The sequence below is a fragment of the Parapedobacter sp. genome (genome assembly GCF_053550995.1).
This window is the reverse complement of the sequence record NZ_JBMQOC010000013.1, coordinates 83267-105018: the sequence shown is the minus strand read 5'-3', so window position 1 is coordinate 105018 and position 21752 is coordinate 83267. Positions and strand designations below refer to the sequence as shown.

Genomic DNA, 21752 nt, shown 5'->3' with positions numbered 1-21752 from the left:
GCCACCCGCTGCCGGGATACCGTAGGTCCAGACCCAGCAAAGCACCGGAAACCGAGTCGGCCGTTTCGCCCCCTGCCAGGTAGAGTACGTGGTCTAATACGGCCATCGATGCATTGGTCACCGCCATGGGCAAATCCGGTAAGGATGTAAATACCGGAGTTTCTTTTTCCTTATCCCACGTAATCAGCATGGCCTTGTTCAACAAGCCGGAGGCATTTTCTCCTCCGGCAATGGCAATACCCTGAGCGGTGCTGCAATTGGCGCCGTAGGCCCATTCGAACGGTAGTTGGGTGGTATCTATTAACCGTACCTGCTCCGTATCCTGTTGATAGGCATAGAGGGCCTTACTGTACGCCTTCTTGTTGCCCCGCCACGGCGGACCGTCGGGGAAGTTGGCGCCGCCCCCAATCAACAATACATCGCCATGCACGCCTACCACGGGCCCGGCAAGTCCAAGGTGTGTTTGGCCAGTGGAGTCATCCGGCAATGCAAAAGCCACAGACCAACCCCGTTGATCTGTGGGCGATTGGCATGAATAGGCCAGCGGTAAGGCCATCAATATCATCCATCTCCTATAGGTTTCCTTGTGCATGCCTTTGTTGACTTTTTTTAATGGGACGGGGCAATCGACTTGAAATGATCGAAGCCAAGTTCTTCCACTTCTTTTCGAAATGCGGCGAATGCGGCACCGTCCATGTTGTTGACAGGCAACCGGAATGCTCCGCAGTCCAGATCAACCAGTTTCATGTACGCTTTGCCGGTGGCAATACCGCCGTATTTCCCGAGCAACGTAATCATATCGATCGATTGTTGTTGCAGGGAAACTGCTTTCTCGAAATGGCCCCGGTGATATGCATCGATGAGGTCGTGGTATAACGGCGCCGCATAGTTGTACGTGCTTCCTACCGCGCCTTTGCAACCCAGAACCAAGGAAGAAAGCATGTTTTCATCGCGCCCCCACAACAGGTCGTATTTGCCGTTTTTGAAATTCATGCACGAAAGAAAGTCCATGAAGTCTTCATGGGTATATTTGATGCCGCGGAATGTCGGTACCGACTCATCTACTTCTTTCAGCAGGTCGATCATAGCGAAATGACCTCCGGTGAGAACGGGGATATGGTAATAGTAGAACGCGGTGTTGGGGGCTGCGGAAGCAACCTCGGCACAGCACTTGGCCAGCTGCTTCACATTGGCTGGCTTGAAGTAAAAGGGCGATGTAAAGGAGATTGCATCCACACCTTCGGCCTCTGCCAGTTGTGCCAATTCCTTGCACTCATTGATGTTGGTGCCGCCAAGGAACATAATCAGGGCAAAGCGATCATCCGCACACTTCGGTAGTATTCGTTTTTTCCCACGTCAAAGCGGGTAGGATGGGCTGCGAGAACAAGAAGCCACGTATTTGGTCGTACATGCCTTGTACGCCATAGGCACCCTGAACTTCGTATACACCGATGGCATTGTTGGTGCCGATGCCGATGTTACCGTTTTTGCCCCAACTAGCCCTGATTTTCAGAAAGTTCAACCAAGGAGCCCCGTCTTGCAGGAATGCTTCATTGGAGGCGACCCACCCCACGGAGGCTGCGGGGAATAATCCCCACCTGCTATCTGCGCTCAATCGGGAGACGCCATCGCGCCGGAATGTGACTGACGCCAGGTATTTGTCGTCAAAGTCGTAGTTCGCCCGGGCAAACTGAGATTGGATGCGATCGTTGGTGTGCGACGATGAGGCGCCGCGCGTGGGGTTGTCGGACGTGTTGGTGGTGAGTCCCAGGGCCATGAAGTCGTCAGTGGGGGCCAATGCTCCCGAAGCACCCAATGAACGGTAATAGGAGTCGTAGAACTCCGCGCCTGCCAGGGCATTGACGTGGTGCAGCCCAAACTGCTTGTCGTAATTCAGCACCGCATTGTAGGTTTGGTGGATGTCGCGCCAAAAGCTCGCCGAACTAGCCCGTTGCCTGTTCCACCCCGCATCTGGATTGGTATCGCTCAAGAACCCGGTTCTGAAATCCTTATTGAACGATTCATAGTACGCTTCCTCATAAAACAGGATGCCATTCAACCGCAGGGAGAGCTCGGGAAGGAAGTTGACCGTAAGCGCTTGGTTCAGCGTAAACTTATCCGACTGATTGCGGCGGATGTATTTATCGAGGTTGACCAAAGGGTTGCCGTCGCTGGCATCGCGCCCCAGAATCCAGTCGCCCGTAACCGGGCTTTTACTTCTGAGCGTTGGCGGGGCAGAAATCATGCGTCCCCAATAATTCGACTCGCCGTTGAAAAGGGTTTGGTCGCGCCAGTTGGCACGGAGGAAATTGAGGCGCGAATCGGACTTCAGCCAGTCTTTTATTTTATAGTCGGCGTTTACCGCAAAGTTATAACGGCGGTAAAAAGTTTTTAGCGACAGGCCCTGCTCATCATAGACGCCGGCGTTGGCGTAATACGAACCGCGATCGTTGCCGCCCGAGAAGGATAGGTTGTAATCTTGTGAAGGCGATGTACGATTGAAGGCGATATCGCGGTAGCTGAAGGCTTCGTAGATAAGGTCGTAGTATTCGCCATTCGGGTCGTAATTGCCCGCGGAATTGGTTGGAATGACATCTTTCATGGTTTGCCACCCTTCGTCCAATAGAAACCGATTCTGGTCAGTCAGGCGCATCAGGCTCCAACGGGCTTGGTTCGCATAGTTGCCGTCAAGCGGTGTAACCCCATCGGCGCCGAAATAGGCATTGCCTGTTCCGCGCGGACCGGGGCTTCCCAGCGTGGTATTGGGGAGGGTACCGGCGATAATGGCTTGAGCGGCGCCCAGTCTGTTCCATTTGACGTAATCTCCAGCACTGAGGAAGTCGTACGGCACATTGAGGTAGTTGATGCCGCGATTGGCTTTGAAATCCAATGAGGAAGTTCCTGCCTTACCGGTTTTGGTCGTTATCAGGATTACGCCGTTACTGGCCCGGGCCCCGTAAATGGCCGTTGCGGCCGCATCTTTCTGCACGTCGATCCGTTCGATTTCTTCGGGATTGATGTCCGACAGGCTGCCACGGACCTGACCATCGACCAAGATCAATGGACTGCCCGAGCCGTCCCAATGCGTTCCACCGCGCAGTATGATACTGGGCATAGCCCCCGGACGACCGGACCCCGTTGATACCCGGACCCCCGGGATGGTACCGGACAATGCCTGGGCGGGATTGGCCCGCATACCGGTTTCCAGCACCTTCTTGTCTAGCGTGGAAACCGAAGCGGTTACTTTGGTGCGCTTTATCGTACCATAGCCCATAACCACCACTTCATCAAGTGTGTTTTCTTCGACAGCAAGGTGGATGGCAACGTCCGATAAGCGAGTTACCGTATGCTCGTGCGGAGCGTAACCTACATAGCGGAATAACAGTATATCGCCAATACGTGCGTCAATCGAAAATCCGCCCTGGGCGCTACTGGACGTGGCGGTCTGCTGGGTCGTGTTGACAACACTTACGCCATCGAGAGGCGTGTCATTCTCTCCTGTTACACGACCTGTAACAACTGTTTGGGCAAATGCCGCGATTTGCAAGAAGCTGAAAAGAAGTAGCAAGGAACTTCTCAGGCAATTGATGTAAACCATCTTCTTCATAGTTTATAAATTTGGATTATGTTAGACATAATAATAACAAAAATGTATGACATAATGCTTTACAATTCCAAATATTTTTGATAATATTGCCACAGAACCCCGAAAAAAATGCATTATGGATAACCAGGATATAACATTTGAAAGGCTGGATGGAGTCGACACCTCGAGTTTAGTTGATCGGGTTGAGGAGCGGATTGTGCGGTTCATACAAGAAAGCAACCTGAAAGTGGGGGAAACCCTCCCCAAGGAACTGGACCTCACCCGGCAGCTGGGCGTGAGCCGGACGGTCGTCAGGGAAGCTTTGCTGCGATTGAAGTCGATCGGATTGATTGAATCCAAGAAACATAAAGGCGCCGTTCTGACCAATCCCGATTTGCTTCGCCCACTGCGGAAAGTGTTCCACCCCTCGATTCTTGACCACGCTACGCTCCGAGACCTGTTTGAAATGCGGCTGGCCTTGGAAGTGGGTATGGCTGATTTTATTGTCAACAAAATCACGGATGACGATTTAAAGACCCTCGAAGAGATAGCTTCGACAATCGTTTCTGGCGATACGGCGTATCCATGGCAAGTAGACGATGAAATAAAATTCCATGGGAAGCTTTACGAAATATCCAAGAATAAGATGCTTTTGGAATTGCAGAAAATGCTATTCCCCATTTTCCAGTATGTTCACCAAAGTGGATTTTTGGAGAAACCGATTATTGAGGGCGATTTCATATCCCATAAGGAACTGGTGGAGGTGTTGAAGAAAAGAGATGCCGATGCCTACCGGATAGCCATAAGAAAACATCTCAACAATCATTTCATGCGTATATTGCATGATGCTTAAATTGCAGCAGGGGGGGAGCCGTCATGAAAAGAGCTTCAATTGCGGATCCGTTACCCGGAATGTCCGTCGATGGTGATCGGTGAAACCATGCTCAACGATGGCATTACGGTGTTGTATGGTTGGATAGCCTTTGTTCTGGCACCAACCGTATTCGGGAAACTCCACTGCGAGGTTCTCCATGTATTCATCGCGGTAGGTTTTTGCCAGTATAGATGCAGCTGCGATGGAGAGATACTTGCCATCCCCCTTCACCACGCAGCAATGCGGAACCTGTTGATAAGGGATAAACCGGTTTCCATCTACCAGGATAAACTCTGCCTTCAGTAGCAGTTTATCCAACGCCCGGTGCATGGCCAGATAGGAAGCATTGTGTATGTTGATGCGGTCGATTTCCTGCGGACTTACACTCGCTACCGCAAAGGCGAGGGCTTCGGCCTCGACCATCCTGCGCAAGGCACCACGCTGTGCGGCAGATAGTTGCTTGGAGTCATTCAGTATATCATGACGGAAATCGTCAGCAAAAATAACGGCTGCCGCAAACACGGGGCCCGCAAGGCAGCCCCGCCCCGCTTCATCGCAACCAGCCTCTACTAGCCTATCTTGGTATCTGGAAAGTAGCATCGTATTAATAGCCTCCGTTATAATAAGGCAAACTTAGATAAGTTGAATTTTATATGCAAGCCGGTAGCGTTTTTTACATTCCATCGTGGGGGGAACCATTTATTCCGGCCGAAACATATACATTTGTGGTTGAACCGCAAAAGCGTTTAAAATCCCACTTGTAATAATTCTTATACAATTAAACTTGATCATGAAGGAAATGTCAAAACCCAGCATTATAGCAACACAGATGGCGATAGTAATTTGCACCATATTGATGTTGGTTGTCGCGAACCCTGTGTTTTCGCAACGCAACAAAGGCAACATCCAGCAGTCGTTGGATTGGGCCATGGGCGTTGTTGTCGATGGTCAATTGGACGACTGGGGCGACTCATTGCGGTATGAGCACGTTACCCAGCAGTTCCACTACCAAATTAAAAACGATGCAGAAAATGTATATGTAGCCATGCGCGTCCAGGATAAAGATCGGCAAATGCAGATTTTTGCCCAAGGTCTTGCCTTTATGGTCAATACCCGTGGAAAAAAGAGAGAAGGTCCCACGGTCTACTTTCCAGTGGCCGATCGGCTGGCTTTCCGCTCCATCATGTCTGCCGATAACGACGACCGTCCTGATGATATGCGCAAAGGGGCGCTGGCGGCCATACGGGCCATCCACGTGATGCGATTTGACGATGTACTCGATGGGCAGATTTCGCTGGAGAACACATATGGCATCCACGCCAAGGCTACACTCGATACCGCGGATGCACTATGCGTGGAAATGGTGGTTCCGTTGGTACGCCTAGGGGTTTCCGTCGGTGACGGTGACGAGTTCGCTTTCAATATCAAAATCAATGGAGTGATGATTCCCGGTAGCGGCACATCCGTCCGCACCATGCGCCGCGGCTACGGCTACCCGTATGGCTATGGTTACGGCTATCCATATGGCTATGGACAACAAATGCCATCGAGGCCGCGCGAAGAACCCGGGGTATGGGTGAAAGCGCCGCTGGCTAAAGAGTGAGACACTTAATTTGTTAGTATATCGAATGAACATTTTCAATCAACCAGCGATTAAGCAAATGCGCCATGTAGGTTTGCTAATCGCTTTTTTATTGGCCGTTGTATCCGCAGGTTTCGGGCAAGCCAATAAGCGCGTGATGGGTACACTTCGTGACCAGAACGGCGGGGACATCGTTGGGGCATCGATCAAACTCGTATCTAGCGTGGATTCGGTACAGACCAGCTCAGGAACCGGTGGAATCTTTTCATTCAACCATATAAAAGGGAACAGTTTTGTGCTTACTGTCACCAGTCTTGGGTTTGATACGCTACAGCAGCGGCATACTTTCGAACAGGGGGAGCAGGAATTGAAGGTATCGCTGACCCTGCGTGAAGCCAGCCACATGCTTGCTGAGGTATCTGTTACGGGGGCTGCTGCAATCACCGTCAAAGAAGATACGCTGGAGTATGCTACGAAGAACCTCAAACTCCGGGAAGGGGCATTGGTGGAAGACGCCCTCAAAAAATTGGAAGGAGTGGAGGTAGATAAAGATGGCAACGTGACGGCCCAAGGTGAATCCGTAACACGGGCGCGGATTAATGGAAAGGATTTTTTCGGGGGAGATATCAAAGCGGCCATCCAAAACCTACCGGCAGAGATCGTAGAGAAAATCCAGATTGTGGATGATTACGGCGATATGGCCAACATTACCGGTAACCGATCGGGCGATCCGGAGCGGGTACTGAATCTCGAGATTGCGCCCGATCGCAATACCGGCGATTTTGGGAACTTCCGCGTGGGAGGCGGCAGTGAAGAAAGGTATCAGGTAACCGGATCGTACGGCAAATTCAAAGAAGGAATGCAACTTTCTATGCTCGGAAACTTAAATAATGTCAATGCCAGCCTTTTCGATTTCAATATCCGCAGCGGCGGTGCCCGCAGAGGGCGGGGAGGGGGTAGCTTCGGGCGCGGTTTCGGCGGTGGTGGCTGGGGTGGATCGAATGGCCTCACCAATACGCAATCCATCGGTATAAATTACCGGCAGGATTTCAGTGATAAGTTGACGATGTATGGCGAATACAGTTTTGGTCATACCGACAACACGACATTGAGTGACGAGTTCAAAGAGCAGATGCTACAGGAGCAAACAACGTATGAAACAAGTAACATGGATAATGGTAGCATAGGTAACGACCATCGGTTCAGCTGGAATGTGGAGTATAAGCCAGACGATAAGAATTATCTTAAATTCTCACCTAATTTCAGTATCCGACATAACCGTTCGGATAACCTCACATTGAGCAGCAATACCCTTGGCCAACAGCTGATCAATGAACTGACCAACCATCAACAAAATAAATCGTATGCACCCAATTATGGGGCAAGCGGACTATACAATAGACGATTGGACGACAGCGGACGGAACGTCTTTTTTAATTTCTCCCTGAATACGGCCAGTACGGAACAGGATCAAGAGCGGATACTCCAAACGCTTGTATACGAAACGGCCATCGAAGACCTTGATAGTGTGTACCAACAGCACTTGGTGGATTTGCAGAACAAAAACCTGAACGGCGGAGCCACCATGTCATACATCGAACCCCTGGGGCAATTTAGTACACTTGAACTAAGCTATGATTTCAATTTCGCATCGTACGATAACAGCCGAAGTGCCAATGCATACGACTTGGATGGGGTTGTCATCGATAACCCAGCATATAATAATAACCGGACCTATGACTATACCTTTTATACCCATCGTGGCTCTTTGACCTATAGGTACAGAAATGATAAATGGAACTATTCACTGGGTGTTGCGGCACAACCCAATTTATTGCGCGGAGGTGGCGATATTGACGGACAGGTCATCGAAATCAACCGCAATGGCTTTAATTGGATGCCGGTAGCGAGGTTGGAGTATCAGGTATCGCGAACCAAACGGTTCAGTGTCAACTATACGGGTAGGGCCAATGAACCTAGTTTCACCCAATTGCAACCGTTCACTGATTATTCAAATGTGAACGCCCCGGTAACCGGCAATCCCGATTTAGCAGCGGAGTTTTCACACGAGCTACGCATCAATTATCGCAACTTCAACATCGGGGAAGGCACCTCTTTCTTTGTCGGTGCTAGCGGATCGATTTCCGAAGATAAAATAGTAACCAATCGCACCACCTATCTCGACGATTCGTTAGGGATGGTTCGGGCAACCGAGTACCTGAATACCGAAGGGTTCTACAACGCGCGGGGTTACTATAATTTCTCAAAACCATTCGCCGAACGTACATACACCCTTTCGTTCGGCGGCTCCTTATCCTTTAACAATAACGTTTCTTTCACCACCGCCGAAGAAAACCGTGGGGGTGCCCCGGTGTTGAACACCACCCAGAATATTGCTAAAAACTGGGTGCTCTCCCAACGGCTCGGTTTCCGTTACAACCCGACCGAAACCATTGACATCACGCCGGGTGTGCGTTATACATATAATACCACACACAATACGACATCCTCCGGAAATAATCGAAATGTGTCTACATGGGCGGTGACCCTGGACGGTTCAGTCAACTTAGCCCCCACTTGGATATTCGGTGCTGATTTGGCGAAAACAAGTAACAGTGGATACAACAGTTCGGTGGATGCAAATCCTATGATTATCAACACGTATATCGAGAAGCAGTTTCTGAAAGGTCGCAACGGCGCCGTCCGTTTTCAGGCGTATGACTTGCTGAACGAGCAGACCAGCCTGTCGCGGAGTGTCACCGAAGACATGATCGTCGATAGCCGTACCAACCGTTTGGCCCGTTATTTCCTGCTCACATTGTCTTACCGCTTTTCCAATTTTGCGGGCGGGCAAATGGGATTTGATGGACCCGGCGGGCCGGGAGGGCCAGGTAGGCGGGGCGGCCCCCCACGTGGTGGCGAATGATACTATTTTTTCGCTATCTTGCGCAGCAATGGAATGCGAGCTTATTCAATTACCCAACGGTATCCGGATTGTACTGCATCATGTGGCATCGCCTGTGTCGCATGCCTGTATATTGGTAAATGCCGGTGCGCGCGACGAACAGCCGGGCCAGTATGGGTTAGCCCACTTTATTGAACACCTGTTGTTTAAGCGGACGGAAAAACGGAATACCAATCAGATAATCAATCGGTTGGAAGCCGTAGGCGGCGATTTGAATGCCTATACCACCAAGGAATATACCTGCATCCACGCCTCCTTCCTCTCGCCCTATCTTGAACGTACATTGGATCTTTTCGAAGACCTTTTTTTCCACTCGGTTTTCCCCGAAGACGAAATGGAAAAGGAAAAAGGAGTGATTTTGGATGAAATGGCCTCCTACCTTGATAGTCCGGAGGATGCGATTATGGACGACTTTGAAGATTTGGTATTTGAGGGACATGGACTGGGACACAACATCCTAGGAACAGCAACCGATTTACAGGCACTAACCAAAGCCAATATCAACCATTTCATCCAGCAAGCTTACAATACAAACGAAATTGTCATCGGCATCAGTGGCAATTACACGGTAAAGAAAGTCCGCCAGCTAGGGGAAAGGATTCTGGGAGTATTACCTGAAAATAACAACCAAAAGAACCGTTCCGGGCCACCGGCCTCCGGTACGAGGCAAAGCAGCTATCGAAAGCCCATCAACCAAGTGCATTACGTGATGGGCACGAAGGCCTATAGTGTACACGACGAGAATAAAGTAGGGTTACTGTTACTTAATAACCTGCTGGGGGGCATGGGAATGAGTTCTCGCCTCAATCTGGTAGTGCGCGAGAAACACGGCATCGCGTACACGGTCGAATCCAACTACACACCTTATTCGGACACCGGTTTGTTTTATATCTATTTTGGTACAGACGACGAGAAAGCTGCAAAGGCCCGTCGTCTCATCTTGAAAGAGCTTAAGAAGTTGAGAGAGCGCACGCTTGGTGTGATGCAGCTTTATCAGGCAAAACAGAAATTCAAGGGTCAAATTGCGTTGGCGGAGGAGAATCGGTTAAGCTTGATTATCTCCATGGCCAAGAATCTGCAGGACTACGGACACGTGCAAACCCTGGCAGCATTGTTTGGCCAGATAGATGCGGTGAGTGCTGATCAATTGTTGCATATCGCCAATGAGCTGCTGGATGAGGGGCGCCTATCCACGCTGAGCTTCGTGCCGGATTAATACCGGCAGGCATTGGGTCCAAAGTTGATTGGAAAAATTTAATTCGAAGATAAGAAACCAATTAATATGACATATAAAGCACTGATTACCGGAGTTGGGCTATTGGCGGCCTCCCTTTTTGCCTGTGCCCAACAACGATTGCCGCTCTACCCAAACGGTGTACCCAACGCAAAAGAAGCAGAAAATCTGGAACGCCATGAGCCGAACGCCGTGGTAGATAGTTTGGCCTTCGATATTTCTGAGCCGAGCCTCGGATTGTACTTGGCGCCTGAAGACCATGCAACGGGTACCGCCGTTATCATTTGTCCGGGGGGTGGCTACCACACCTTGCTCACCAAACGCGAGGGGAGCGACGTAGCAAGGGCATTCAACAAACGGGGAGTAACGGCGATTGTTTTGCATTACAGGCTGCCCAACGACCGCATCATGATAGACCGGAGCATTGGTCCCCTACAAGATCTGCAACAGGCCATCAAAACGGTCCGCGAACGTGCACCCGAGTGGCATATCGACCCCCATCGAATCGGAGTTATGGGGTTTTCGGCCGGAGGCCACCTGGCGGCGACCGCCGGCACGCATCATGCCGACACCTACATTGACAATCCGGCGGGTACGAGCTTACGCCCTGATTTCATGCTCCTGGTCAATCCGGTGATCAGTTTTATGGATGCTGTGGGCCATACGGGGTCCCGTACGAATTTGCTGGGCAACCAGCCGAGTGATAGACAGCTCTTTAATTTCTCCAATGAGTTGCATGTAGATTCGTTGACCCCACCCACTTTCCTGGTGCATTCGGGAGCAGATGAGGTGGTATCTGTTGAAAACAGCCTTTATTTTTATCGGGGCTTACGGCAACACCACATTGCCGCCGCGATGCATATTTATGCCAAGGGAGAACACGGGTTTCTTACCGCGCCGTCGTTTGACGAGTGGTTTGGCCGGTGTATATACTGGATGGATCAACTCGGTCTGAAATAACGGCTGACCAGTATGGCACAGGTTGCCCCGCATGCACTAAATGAATAACTTTGGTAGCAACGTTAGTAGCCAATGTTGAACAAATTTACCGTGTACACCCATGCTGAATAAGCCGCTGTTTCTATGCCTGGTAGGCATGATGTCCGTGTTTTGTGCCTCTTGCAAAGAAAATAAAGTAAATAGCCCGCCCGTAATCACTGCTAGTGAATACTTGAAATTCGATTTAACTTCGGCCCATGACCTTGATATCCATTCAGATGGGGCCAATCAATATCAAATTACAACAACGGGAGCCGACCCATATATTTACCTGGCTCCATTGAAACAGGCAAATGCTTCTGATCATATCGTGTTCACGTTTGAATATCGATCGTCGACAACACTTAGCCATATGCAGGTTTTCCTGGGCGCCCCGGTTTCGGAAGACCGCTCTTTCAAAACAGGTGTGGTAGGTGCTTCGGCGGATTGGACAACATACTCGATTGATCTAGGCGATAAAATCGAGGAATTTGCTTGGGGAGGGATAGGGCATTTTCTGCGCGTCGATTTGGGTAATGACCCGGGCGTCGAATTCAATATCAGGAATATTAAGCTCCGTGTACGGAACACGGAGGAAGAACAGCTGGCACGAGAACGTGAGGAATTCCGTAAAAATGACCAGGAATGGGACGGACGGATTGCCGAATATCTCCGAAAAGATTATCCCGACCAGGTCACGTTGGTGGATGTTACCGCGGATAAGATTCGGGTAGAAGGGACATTAACGACGACAGCGCCGATGTTTTTGGCAGAAATAACGCCTTACGACGAACTTACCGAAATGTCGGTTTTCGAAAATGGTATAGACATATCCGGTGGCGCCTTCGCGGTTGAGGTAGATCGCTATGTGGAAAGGGACGGCTTTAACTACGATCGTGCACTATCCAAATGGGTCATTGTCAACACGCAGCAAGGAAGCCCGGATATCCGGTCGCACGCCCATTTCCCTGATAGGATTCAGCCAGAACGCACCATGCTTCCACAACCATTAAGAGGCCGGAAAGGCTTGGGCGGCTATGCTTATAACCGCGGTTTTATCGAAGATTTGGATGACTTGTCTATTTCGAGCATAACGGTCAACATACCGGTTACCAGCCTCATGTATCTGGACGCACGGGCCAATACATTCGCGCATGAATATGGTGGTAAGACCTATTACGTGAGTGCGGCACAAGTTGAAAATCTGGACAAGACCTTGCAAACGGCGGCAAGTAAAGATATCGTCGTATCGGCCATTATCCTGGTACAGAAAGCCAGTGAGGCCGCAGACCCTAGGGTAGGTCAACTGTTGCAGCACCCCCAATTTTCGGGAGGAGACGCATTTTTCACCATGCCTAGGATGGATCAGCCGGAAAGTGTGAACCTGTATGCTGCGATGCTTGATTTCCTTGCGGATCGATACAGCCGGCCAGGTAATCGTTATGGAAGGATCCATAAATGGATTATGCATAATGAGGTAGATGTGGGTACTGTTTGGACGAATATGGGTTTGGGTCGCCCGATGCATGTTTTCCTCGACGCATATTATAAATCGATGCGCATGTGCTATACCATCGCACGGAACTACGATGCAAACGCCGAGGTGTTGGGGTCATTTACCCATTCTTGGACAGAGCCCGCCCCTGGTGGCGACTATGCGACGTTGGACTTATTGGGTGGTTTATTGGATTATTCACGTGTCGAAGGTGATTTTAAGTGGGGGCTCGCATGCCATCCCTATCCCCAGGACCTCAATGAGCCCAAAACATGGAATGATAAAGCGGCTACGTTCAGCATGGGGTCTCCGCTGGTGACATTTAAGAACCTGGAGGTGCTTGATGCGTGGATAAAGAAGACCGACCATAAATATAAACAATCCATCAAGAGGACACTTTGGCTTTCCGAGAACGGCACCAATTCTCGCTCCTATGGTACGCAAGACCTGATGGAGCAGGCAGCGGGATTTGCTTACGCATGGAAGAAATTCAAATACTTGGATGGTATCGATGCGATCCAGTGGCACAATTGGATCGATAACCGGGGGGAATTTGGCTTGCGCATCGGTTTACGTCGCTTTCCGGATGACGAACAGGACCCAGGAGGCAGGAAGCCGGTTTGGTATGCGTACCAAGCGGCAGGAACCGACAAGGAAGATGAGGTCTTTGAGCCTTATAAGGCCATTATCGGCATCGGTAGTTGGGATGAAGTCCTCAACGATTTGGGATTATAACCACAAGGGTTACGCCTATTTCCTTAGATTCACCTATCTTTGCCGCTGACCCGAGGCGTTGGCCAGACGGATAGACAACAGAAACAACATGAAGAAAGCATATCTTTTCCCCGGCCAGGGGGCACAATTTGTTGGGATGGGCAAAGACCTGTACGACCATAATGAGGAAACGAAATTTTTATTTGAGCAGGCCAATGAAATCCTTGGCTTCCGCATTACGGATGTGATGTTTGGTGGTACCGATGAGGAACTGAAACAGACCAAGGTAACGCAGCCAGCTATTTTCTTGCATTCGGTCATCTTGGCCAAGGCATTGGGAAAGAAGTTTAAGCCGGATATGGTGGCGGGGCACTCGCTGGGCGAATTCTCGGCACTAGTGTCTGCGGGGGCATTGGGTTATGAGGATGGTTTGCGATTGGTGGCCACGAGAGCCAACGCCATGCAAAAAGCGACCGAAATACAGCCATCTGCCATGGCCGCTATCTTGGGACTCGACGACTTTACCGTAGAGGACGTATGCCAGCGCGTAAGCGAGGTGGTCGTTCCGGCAAATTATAACTGCCCAGGTCAGTTGGTCATCTCAGGGTCGGTAGCGGGCGTGGACAAGGCCTGCGAACTGTTGCTCGAAGCAGGGGCGAGGCGGGCATTGAAGCTCAACGTGGGCGGTGCGTTCCACTCGCCATTGATGGAAGCTGCCAAAGTGGAGTTGCAAGACGCAATTGAAGCCGTTCAATTGAGCGAACCCATATGCCCGATTTACCAGAATGTGGACGCCAAGGCATATACCGATCCCGATGCCATAAAACATAACCTCATTGAGCAACTCACGGGGCCGGTACGATGGACGCAAACCATCTTGCATATGATTGAATATGGCGCCCACTTATTTACCGAGGTGGGGCCAGGTAACGTGTTGCAAGGATTGGTCAAGAAGGTCGATCGCCAAGCAGAAACAGCAGCGGCCGCACTATAGGCCGAATGCTGTTTTGATTTTGTCGACGTAGTCGAGCTTTTCCCAAGTAAATAACTCAACCACTGCCGTGGTGGTTTCACCATTACTATTCTCGAACGTCTTGGTCACCGTACGCGGCTCGCGCCCCATGTGGCCATAAGCCGCAGTTTCCGAATAGATCGGATTGCGAAGCTTGAGACGCGTTTCGATACCGTATGGTGTCATGTCGAATAGCTCATGGATTTTTTCGGCAATTTCGCCATCAGACAAGCCTACCTTGGAAGTGCCGTAGGTATTGACATAAATACCTATCGGGTTTTTTACGCCGATGGCGTAAGAAATCTGTACCAGTAATTCGTCTGCCACCCCAGCGGCAACGAGGTTTTTGGCGATGTGCCGGGTGGCATAGGCCGCCGACCGGTCCACCTTAGATGGGTCCTTGCCCGAAAAAGCACCCCCTCCGTGGCCGCCTTTTCCACCATACGTGTCCACAATGATTTTCCGTCCGGTCAATCCCGTATCACCATGTGGGCCACCGATGACAAATTTACCCGTTGGGTTGATGTGGTATGTGATGTCGTCCGTGAATAGCTGTTGGAGTTCGGGCTTCAATTGAGCCTTCACTCGGGGTATGAGGAGGTGGACGATGTCGGATTTGATCTTTTCGAGCATCGCAGCTTCGCCATCGAAGTCGTCGTGTTGCGTGGATACCACGATGGCGTCGATACGGACAGGCTTATGGTTGTCATCGTACTCCAACGTTACTTGCGCCTTGGAGTCTGGGCGCAGGTAAGTGATTTCCCTGTTTTCACGCCGTAGGGCGGCCAGTTCATATAACAACCGATGGGAGAGATCGAGTGCCAAAGGCATGAAGTTCTCGGTCTCGTTATTGGCATAGCCGAACATAATCCCTTGGTCTCCCGCCCCTTGCTCCTGTTTCTCTTTACGGTCCACGCCCTGGTTAATGTCTGGTGACTGCTCATGGATGGCAGAAAGGATACCACATGAATTGGCCTCAAACATGTACTCGGATTTCGTATACCCGATGTGTTCAATGACGGAACGGGTAATTTTGGGGACATCGAGGTATATTTTCGACTTGACCTCGCCAGCTAGGACAACCTGCCCTGTGGTAACCAAGGTTTCAATGGCCACACGCGAATCGGCGTCCCAAGCAAGGAAGTTGTCGATGAGCGCATCGGAAATTTGGTCGGCGATTTTGTCGGGGTGTCCTTCGGAAACGGATTCCGAGGTAAATAAATAAGGCATGTACGATTATTTTTGAGCTGCAAATCTACGATACTTTTATGTTTTTCAAAATGGAAATGAGTCGATAGCGGATGGTTAATATATACAAGGTGTTAAGTTTGTATAAATTGTGACCTCCAACGTTACGAAGTTCCGATAATGCTGGTACATTTGTGGGAGTATAAGGAAGGAATGGCCAGAAAACAACGGGTGTTATTTGTTGTCAACCCCATTTCGGGGGGGAAAAGCAAGAAAAGCGTGGCGAAACGGGTGATTGCCGATCTCGATACAACGCTGTTCAATGTTGCCTTTGCCTTTACCAAGTATGCCGGCCATGCCAACGAACTGGCTGCTCAAGCTGTGGCAGATGAGGTGGATGTGGTAGTTGCCGTAGGCGGCGACGGTACCATCAATGAAATTGCCGCGGCACTTAACGGGACCGAAACCGCCCTTGGTATCATCCCTGAAGGGTCGGGTAATGGGCTGGCGCTTTACCTGGGTATCCCACTGAACGAACGGGCGGCTATCCGACGGCTGAACAGGGCCGAGCTTATCACCATCGACAGCGGTGCGATAAACGGCCTCCCCTTCTTTAATATGGCAGGCATCGGGTTTGATGCATCCGTAAGTGATCGGTTTGCAAACGACAATATTCGCGGGGCGATCGGCTATATGAAAGCCGTAATCAGTGAAATAAGCACCTATAAACCAAAACGATACGTATTGGATATCGATGGGCGGATTTTGGAACGGGAAGCATTCATGGTCAGCGTGGCTAATTCACCACAATATGGCAACAATGCCTACGTAGCACCCCAGGCTTCCGTAACCGATGGTTTATTGGACGTATGTATCATCCATAAGTTCCCACTATATACAATACCCATGATGGTTTATCACCTATTTAATAAAACAGCCAATCAATCGGAGTATGTCGAAATCGTCCCTGGCAAACATATCCGTATCGAACGGGAGGCAGCAGACGCGGTGCACGTAGACGGGGAACCAAAGGAAATGGGAGCCGTGTTGGATATTGAAGTAAGGCCTGCTACCTTGCGGATACTTTGTTGAAATGGCCAATCCAATGCAATTTATTGGAAAAAGCAACGTTTACTAAAACATGGAGTTTAGGGAGATATGAAAAAAAAGCAACGATACAGTGGGATTGTTTATTCGACAGACGAGGATTTTGCCTTTCAAGATACGGAGACGGATGAAGTAACCACATTGCCCAACCGGCAGCAAGATTTGCGGGTGATGCTGGATCGCAAGATGCGCGGGGGAAAGACCGTCACACTGGTAAAGGGCTTTGTGGGCGCCGCAGCCGACCTGGAAATGCTAGGTAAAAAACTCAAACAAAAATGCGGTGTGGGAGGTAGTACGAAAGATGGTGAAATCATTATACAGGGCGATTTTAAACACCGTATCGTGCAGCTTTTGCTAGACGAAGGGTACCGGGTGAAACCGGTAGGCGGATAGACGTGATAACGGCAGGTAACAATTATATCATAATAAGGCTGACGGATGGATTTTAATCGAAATGGGTTTAATTTGTTGGCTTTTAGAAGATTGGGATAAAGCGGAAGAAGTAGGTCGGTTAAAATAAATGTGTAAATGCCGTTTGTGCACTGCTAAAACCAATTTATTTGAATGTTTAATTTGCAATTACAAAAAAAAATAGTTTTCATTGTAAAAAAATTGCTTTTGGATTACAGAAGCAGGGTTTGTTTAGGGTGTGCTGATGCTGCTGCTGCGCACCCCTAGCATGTTGAGAGGGTGACTAAACAATTATTGACGAAGATTTTATAATTGGTTTAAAACACTATATTTGCTTTGGCCGTTAGGGCGGCCAACCATGGAATAAATTGCACAAATTACATAAAAATCATAGTTAACAACATTTAAGTCTAAAATTCAGAAAAATGGCAAACGCACCAAAAACAAGTACAGCACAAAAGGAAAAAAGCAATTCGAGCTCGAATGTCTTTGCAAGCCTCACGATTATTATCTGCTTTATTATCGGGGCATTGGTTTGGAAATATATCATGGGCGACCCAACCAACTTTATCGACGATAATCCGGAAAATCAGCCAAAACCCGGAAACTATTTCGGCATGGTGTACCACGCAGGTGTAATCGTTCCCGTACTATTAGGTCTATTCTTGATGGTGTGGGTGTTTGCCATCGAACGCTTTATTGTGATAGGCAGGGCTTCGGGCAAAGGCAACGTGGGTAACTTCGTGCGCCGTGTGCAATCGTTGATCGGGGGTGGGAACATCGATTCAGCGATCGCCGAGTGTGACAAGCAAAAAGGTTCCGTAGCTAATGTTATTAAAGCAGGACTTTTGAAGTATAAAGATGTATCGGCCAATCCTAGTTTGGACACCGAGCAAGCTACGGTAGCTATCCAAAAGGAAATCGAAGAAGCTACGGCGCTGGAAATGCCGATGCTTGAGAAAAACCTAACCATCCTCGCTACGCTGGTGTCGATTGGTACATTGACCGGTCTATTGGGTACAGTAACCGGGATGATCCGGGCGTTTGCGGCTTTGGCAACAGGGGGCTCTCCCGACTCGGCCCAATTGGCAAACGGTATTTCTGAAGCCTTGGTAAACACGGCAACAGGTATCGCCACATCGGCAATCGCTATCGTATTCTACAATATCTTTACGTCAAAAATCGACACGCTTACTTATTCGATCGATGAAGCTGGCTTCTCCATTGTTCAAACATACGCTGCAAGCCACAAATAGCATATTTTTCATCCGGTTTTATGGAAAGCCGGATGGATGTGCATCTTATGAATAAGTAGAGTAACTAAAGAGTAAAGTTATGCCGAGGGTAAAAGTTAAAAGAGCAAGTACGACGATTGACATGACAGCCATGTGCGACGTGTCCTTCCTACTGCTTACATTTTTTATATTAACGGCCACAGCAAGGCAACCGGAACCATTGGAGGTAGATACGCCGGCATCGGTGACCCAAGTGAAAGTTCCTGATGAAAACCTTGCGCTAATCACCGTTGGCGATGGCGGGAAGATTTTCTTCGGCGTCAAGGGAAGGGACATTAAGAAGCGCATGTTGGAGCTGATGTCGGAGAAATACTCCATTCCGTTCACCGCCGAAGAGTACGAGCGTTTTACCATTATGGAGACATTTGGCGTACCGATGGGGAACCTGAAGGAAATTATCGATATGGATGCCAACGACCGTGTCCAGAAAGGGTTGCAACCCGGTATTCCCGCCGATACGACCAAGGAGCTTTCCAACCAGTTGTTCCATTGGATATACTCCGCCCGCGTAGCCACCAAAGAGCTCAAGGACGTCGATTTGCGGCTTTCCATAAAAGGTGATGCCGATGAGAAGTATCCCGCAATTAAGCAGGTCATCGACATTTTGCAAAGCCAAAAAGTGAATAAATTCAGCTTGATTACGGCTTTGCGGAACGAGGACTTCTAACGGAGGGATTTTTGTTAATAGTTTAAGATTTTAATGCAATGGCAGAATTAAATCAAGATAGTGGCGGTGGCAAGAAGGGTGGTAAGATAAGAAGTAAGAAAGCCGGAGGACGTGTGGATCTCACCGCGATGGTAGATTTGGCCTTCCTGCTGATTACATTCTTCATGCTTACGACCTCTTTGAATAAGCCGAATGCCATGGACGTGGCGATGCCGGACAAAAATGAGGAAGATCCCGAAGATCGGTTGGAGATTGCCGATAACCGGACCATGACCCTCTTGCTGGGTTCCGACAATAAAATCGAGTGGTACATGGGGACTTATAGTGAGCCTATCGAAGGCCCGGAAATCGTCGATTACGGGAAAGACGGTATCCGTCCGATCCTGCTGGAAAAGCTGGAACAAGTACCCCGGTTAACCGGCGACCCGGAGAAAGGACTTATTGTGGTCATCCGACCTAGTGATAAATCCACGCACCGAAACCTCGTGGATATCCTGGACGAGATGAATATTGTGGAAGCCAAGCAATATATGATCGGGACGATTAGTGAGCCAGAGATTGAGGTGTTGGAGCGTGATGGCATATATAATGACTAACGATCACCACGTAAAACAATAGATTATGTTTGGTACTAAATTAGATATTTTTAAGAAGGAATGGCTCGATGTGGTATTTGAGGGGCGGAACAAGGAGTATGGAGCCTACGAACTTCGAAAACTCTCGCCCAGAGCCACCAATATCGGGTTGCTTGCGGCCTCGTTCGCTTTTGTGGTGTTGCTGATGGCCCCCACGATTGCAAAGTGGGTGGGCGTAGATATGAAGTCGAATGAAGAAGTTGAGAAACTGATTGAAACGGAAGTGGTCCTTTCAGAACCTCCTCCGGTAAATGAGGAGGAACCCCCTCCGCCGCCACCGGTGGAACCACCGCCGCCACGCGTAGACCAGGTTCGTATGCCCGAGCCTAAAGTGGTGCCGGCTGAGCAGGTGCAGGATGAAGAGCCGCCTACGGTCGAAGAGTTGAAGCTGGCCGATCCGGGATCGAAGACCATTGAGGGTGATCCCAATGCTGAGATCCGCATCGACCTGCCTGTAGGCGAAGGTGAAATCGATGCTGAAGTGACGGAAACGAACAGCAATCAGATTTTCCAATCAGTGGAAATCGATCCGAAACCTCCGGGAGGCATGCAAGCATTCATGAAATGGGTTGGCGATAATTACGATTATCCGCAGGGAGCTATCGAAGCTGGCGTTAACGGCGTGGTCCAGGTCTCATTCGTTGTGGAACGCGACGGTAGCTTGACCGATATCAAGATTGTCCGTGACCTGAAATACGGCACCGGTGAGGCAGCAGTGAAGTTGCTCGGGAAAGCTGAAAAGTGGAGCCCTGGTGTGCAGAACGGACGACCTGTACGGGTGGCATACACGCTGCCTATCCGGCTTAACCTTCAACAATAGGAGTTGGTGCAGCGCGGTTATCAAGATAACAATGGCAGACAGAAATCGCCCTCCAAGCGGTTTCTGTCTGTTTTGGGCCTATGCATGTTTGGCTTTTACCTCGTGCTGGGGCTGGTGGTGATCTTTTGGAAAGACTTTCCACTGGAATTGGATAGCACGTACCGGATATTATTCGGTCTGTTATTGGTGGTTTATTCGTTCTTCCGGTTTGTACGGCTTTGGCAGAATCGATGAAGGAAAGCGGCGTAAAAAAAACGGTTATTTTTTCATAACTATGAAAAAATTAGTATTATTACGGCACATTTTTAGTCTCCTGGTTGTTTTGGGCTCATGTAGTAGCCCCCAACCAAAGGAAAGCCAAACCATTGTGGGCGGTAAACTGCAGGTGCTGGTGGACGAGACGGTTTTTCCGATTATGGAAGAACAAGTGGCGGTTTTCGAACACTTATATAAGCAGGCAGACGTAACGTTGTCTGTGGCGCAGGAAAACCAGATCGTAACCAAACTTGTGAATAACGAAGTAGAGGTTGCTGTACTCACCAGGCAGTTGAATGCTGACGAGATGACGTTCTTTGAGGCCCGGCAATTCCGGCCTAGGGTATATCGGTTTGCCGAAGATGCATTGGCGTTGGTGGTAAACCGGAATAGCGCTGATTCAGCGGTGACGGTAGACGATATCATCCGTGTGATGCAGGGCAAGGAGCCTATGGGTCATATGAGCAGGTTGGTGTTCGACAACCCGAATTCCAGTACGGTACGTTACCTGAAAGACCTAGCTGGCGTGGATTCATTACCGAGTACCGGGGTGTATGCGTTGAAATCGAATAGTGAAGTGCTGAAGTACGTCTATGAAACGCCGCAAACAATAGGTGTGTTGGGGTTGAATTGGATCGTGCGACCGGATAGTGCACTTCAACGGTATGCAGACGGTATTAAGGTATTGGGCGTACGTAACCAGGCCGGCAAGCCGGGGTCAGATGGTTTTTATAAACCATCACAGTCGAATTTGGCAGAAGGGGTTTATCCGTTGGCGCGTTCGGTGTATATCATCAATGCCGAGCCCCGGAAAGGTTTGGGCATGGGGTTTGCAGCGTTTTTAACGGGGTTGCCCGGACAGCGGATTATCTTGAAGTCGGGCTTGATGCCAGACAGCCTGCCGCCGAGAGAGTTGATTATTAGGAAGTAAATA

19 protein-coding genes and 1 pseudogene are annotated in these 21752 nt (G+C 49.6%); 15 read left to right on the top strand and 5 right to left on the bottom strand.

The window, feature by feature from the left end; translation table 11 throughout:
* The 3 genes and pseudogenes from ACO1NT_RS02240 to ACO1NT_RS02230 all read right to left on the bottom strand — a co-directional run.
* A pseudogene (locus ACO1NT_RS02240) lies at positions 1-592 on the bottom strand (hypothetical protein); the annotation flags it as partial.
* Positions 593-609: 17 nt separating this feature from the next.
* The gene (locus ACO1NT_RS02235) at positions 610-1302 is read right to left on the bottom strand and encodes a dihydrodipicolinate synthase family protein (RefSeq protein ID WP_449046768.1); all 693 of its coding nucleotides are present in this window, start codon (positions 1300-1302) and stop codon (positions 610-612) included.
* 16 nt (positions 1303-1318) lie between these two features.
* Complete coding sequence (locus ACO1NT_RS02230; protein WP_449046767.1) at positions 1319-3607, bottom strand: SusC/RagA family TonB-linked outer membrane protein; 2289 nt, start codon at positions 3605-3607, stop codon at positions 1319-1321.
* A gap of 115 nt (positions 3608-3722) precedes the next feature.
* Between ACO1NT_RS02230 and ACO1NT_RS02225 the strand changes: the two genes are divergently transcribed.
* Entirely contained in the window at positions 3723-4439 is a 717-nt protein-coding gene (locus tag ACO1NT_RS02225; protein WP_449046766.1) for a FadR/GntR family transcriptional regulator, read from the top strand.
* Positions 4440-4460: 21 nt separating this feature from the next.
* On the opposite strand, the gene ACO1NT_RS02220 is transcribed toward ACO1NT_RS02225, so the two are convergent.
* Positions 4461-5060: a ribonuclease HII gene (locus ACO1NT_RS02220; RefSeq protein ID WP_449046765.1), complete on the bottom strand. Its 600-nt coding sequence runs from the start codon at positions 5058-5060 to the stop codon at positions 4461-4463.
* Between the two features lie 229 nt (positions 5061-5289).
* On the opposite strand from ACO1NT_RS02220, the gene ACO1NT_RS02215 reads away from it, so the two are divergent.
* From ACO1NT_RS02215 to fabD, 6 genes are all read left to right on the top strand, one after another.
* A complete protein-coding gene (locus ACO1NT_RS02215) occupies positions 5290-6063 on the top strand; it encodes a hypothetical protein (RefSeq protein WP_449046764.1) in 774 nt (257 codons plus the stop codon).
* 25 nt (positions 6064-6088) lie between these two features.
* Complete coding sequence (locus ACO1NT_RS02210; RefSeq protein WP_449046763.1) at positions 6089-8968, top strand: outer membrane beta-barrel protein; 2880 nt, start codon at positions 6089-6091, stop codon at positions 8966-8968.
* A 28-nt stretch (positions 8969-8996) separates the two neighbouring features.
* A complete protein-coding gene (locus ACO1NT_RS02205; RefSeq protein WP_449046770.1) occupies positions 8997-10223 on the top strand; it encodes a M16 family metallopeptidase in 1227 nt (408 codons plus the stop codon).
* Between the two features lie 66 nt (positions 10224-10289).
* Positions 10290-11201 (top strand): alpha/beta hydrolase, encoded by a 912-nt coding sequence (locus tag ACO1NT_RS02200; protein WP_449046762.1) that lies wholly within the window; start codon positions 10290-10292, stop codon positions 11199-11201.
* Positions 11202-11412: 211 nt separating this feature from the next.
* Positions 11413-13449: a DUF5722 domain-containing protein gene (locus ACO1NT_RS02195; RefSeq protein WP_449046761.1), complete on the top strand. Its 2037-nt coding sequence runs from the start codon at positions 11413-11415 to the stop codon at positions 13447-13449.
* A gap of 88 nt (positions 13450-13537) precedes the next feature.
* Positions 13538-14422 carry an ACP S-malonyltransferase gene (gene fabD, locus ACO1NT_RS02190; protein WP_449046760.1) on the top strand — a complete coding sequence of 295 codons (885 nt, stop codon included), beginning with the start codon at positions 13538-13540 and terminating at the stop codon, positions 14420-14422.
* Here fabD and metK read toward each other — a convergent pair.
* Positions 14417-15670, bottom strand: a complete 1254-nt coding sequence (gene metK, locus ACO1NT_RS02185) for a methionine adenosyltransferase (protein WP_449046759.1) — start codon at positions 15668-15670, stop codon at positions 14417-14419. The genes fabD and metK overlap by 6 nt on opposite strands.
* 138 nt (positions 15671-15808) lie before the next feature.
* Here metK and ACO1NT_RS02180 point away from each other — a divergent pair, with 138 nt between their 5' ends.
* The 8 genes from ACO1NT_RS02180 to ACO1NT_RS02145 all read left to right on the top strand — a co-directional run bounded on the left by ACO1NT_RS02180 (position 15809) and on the right by ACO1NT_RS02145 (position 21749).
* Positions 15809-16720 carry a diacylglycerol/lipid kinase family protein gene (locus ACO1NT_RS02180; protein WP_449046758.1) on the top strand — a complete coding sequence of 304 codons (912 nt, stop codon included), beginning with the start codon at positions 15809-15811 and terminating at the stop codon, positions 16718-16720.
* A gap of 66 nt (positions 16721-16786) precedes the next feature.
* Positions 16787-17128: a translation initiation factor gene (locus ACO1NT_RS02175; RefSeq protein WP_449046757.1), complete on the top strand. Its 342-nt coding sequence runs from the start codon at positions 16787-16789 to the stop codon at positions 17126-17128.
* Positions 17129-17571: 443 nt separating this feature from the next.
* Entirely contained in the window at positions 17572-18402 is an 831-nt protein-coding gene (locus ACO1NT_RS02170) for a MotA/TolQ/ExbB proton channel family protein (protein WP_449046756.1), read from the top strand.
* 79 nt (positions 18403-18481) lie between these two features.
* Positions 18482-19108: an ExbD/TolR family protein gene (locus tag ACO1NT_RS02165; RefSeq protein WP_449046755.1), complete on the top strand. Its 627-nt coding sequence runs from the start codon at positions 18482-18484 to the stop codon at positions 19106-19108.
* A 38-nt stretch (positions 19109-19146) separates the two neighbouring features.
* Positions 19147-19704 (top strand): ExbD/TolR family protein, encoded by a 558-nt coding sequence (locus ACO1NT_RS02160; RefSeq protein WP_449046754.1) that lies wholly within the window; start codon positions 19147-19149, stop codon positions 19702-19704.
* 25 nt (positions 19705-19729) lie between these two features.
* On the top strand, positions 19730-20563 hold the full coding sequence (locus tag ACO1NT_RS02155) for an energy transducer TonB (protein ID WP_449046753.1): 834 nt from the start codon (positions 19730-19732) through the stop codon (positions 20561-20563).
* Positions 20564-20569: 6 nt separating this feature from the next.
* On the top strand, positions 20570-20797 hold the full coding sequence (locus ACO1NT_RS02150; RefSeq protein WP_449046752.1) for a hypothetical protein: 228 nt from the start codon (positions 20570-20572) through the stop codon (positions 20795-20797).
* A gap of 40 nt (positions 20798-20837) precedes the next feature.
* Entirely contained in the window at positions 20838-21749 is a 912-nt protein-coding gene (locus tag ACO1NT_RS02145) for a PstS family phosphate ABC transporter substrate-binding protein (protein WP_449046751.1), read from the top strand.
* Positions 21750-21752: the final 3 nt, after the last annotated feature.

What these genes read in the sequence shown, in the direction of transcription:
- ACO1NT_RS02155 (WP_449046753.1), top strand. Translation starts at nt 19,730, where the DNA reads ATGTTTGGTACTAAATTAGATATTTTTAAGAAGGAATGGCTCGATGTG.
- ACO1NT_RS02220 (WP_449046765.1), bottom strand. Translation starts at nt 5,060, where the DNA reads ATGCTACTTTCCAGATACCAAGATAGGCTAGTAGAGGCTGGTTGCGAT.
- ACO1NT_RS02170 (WP_449046756.1), top strand. Translation starts at nt 17,572, where the DNA reads ATGGCAAACGCACCAAAAACAAGTACAGCACAAAAGGAAAAAAGCAAT.
- fabD (WP_449046760.1), top strand. Translation starts at nt 13,538, where the DNA reads ATGAAGAAAGCATATCTTTTCCCCGGCCAGGGGGCACAATTTGTTGGG.
- ACO1NT_RS02180 (WP_449046758.1), top strand. Translation starts at nt 15,809, where the DNA reads ATGCTGGTACATTTGTGGGAGTATAAGGAAGGAATGGCCAGAAAACAA.
- metK (WP_449046759.1), bottom strand. Translation starts at nt 15,670, where the DNA reads ATGCCTTATTTATTTACCTCGGAATCCGTTTCCGAAGGACACCCCGAC.
- ACO1NT_RS02165 (WP_449046755.1), top strand. Translation starts at nt 18,482, where the DNA reads ATGCCGAGGGTAAAAGTTAAAAGAGCAAGTACGACGATTGACATGACA.
- ACO1NT_RS02230 (WP_449046767.1), bottom strand. Translation starts at nt 3,607, where the DNA reads ATGAAGAAGATGGTTTACATCAATTGCCTGAGAAGTTCCTTGCTACTT.
- ACO1NT_RS02225 (WP_449046766.1), top strand. Translation starts at nt 3,723, where the DNA reads ATGGATAACCAGGATATAACATTTGAAAGGCTGGATGGAGTCGACACC.
- ACO1NT_RS02205 (WP_449046770.1), top strand. Translation starts at nt 8,997, where the DNA reads ATGGAATGCGAGCTTATTCAATTACCCAACGGTATCCGGATTGTACTG.
- ACO1NT_RS02235 (WP_449046768.1), bottom strand. Translation starts at nt 1,302, where the DNA reads ATGTTCCTTGGCGGCACCAACATCAATGAGTGCAAGGAATTGGCACAA.
- ACO1NT_RS02200 (WP_449046762.1), top strand. Translation starts at nt 10,290, where the DNA reads ATGACATATAAAGCACTGATTACCGGAGTTGGGCTATTGGCGGCCTCC.
- ACO1NT_RS02215 (WP_449046764.1), top strand. Translation starts at nt 5,290, where the DNA reads ATGGCGATAGTAATTTGCACCATATTGATGTTGGTTGTCGCGAACCCT.
- ACO1NT_RS02160 (WP_449046754.1), top strand. Translation starts at nt 19,147, where the DNA reads ATGGCAGAATTAAATCAAGATAGTGGCGGTGGCAAGAAGGGTGGTAAG.
- ACO1NT_RS02145 (WP_449046751.1), top strand. Translation starts at nt 20,838, where the DNA reads ATGAAAAAATTAGTATTATTACGGCACATTTTTAGTCTCCTGGTTGTT.
- ACO1NT_RS02175 (WP_449046757.1), top strand. Translation starts at nt 16,787, where the DNA reads ATGAAAAAAAAGCAACGATACAGTGGGATTGTTTATTCGACAGACGAG.
- ACO1NT_RS02210 (WP_449046763.1), top strand. Translation starts at nt 6,089, where the DNA reads ATGAACATTTTCAATCAACCAGCGATTAAGCAAATGCGCCATGTAGGT.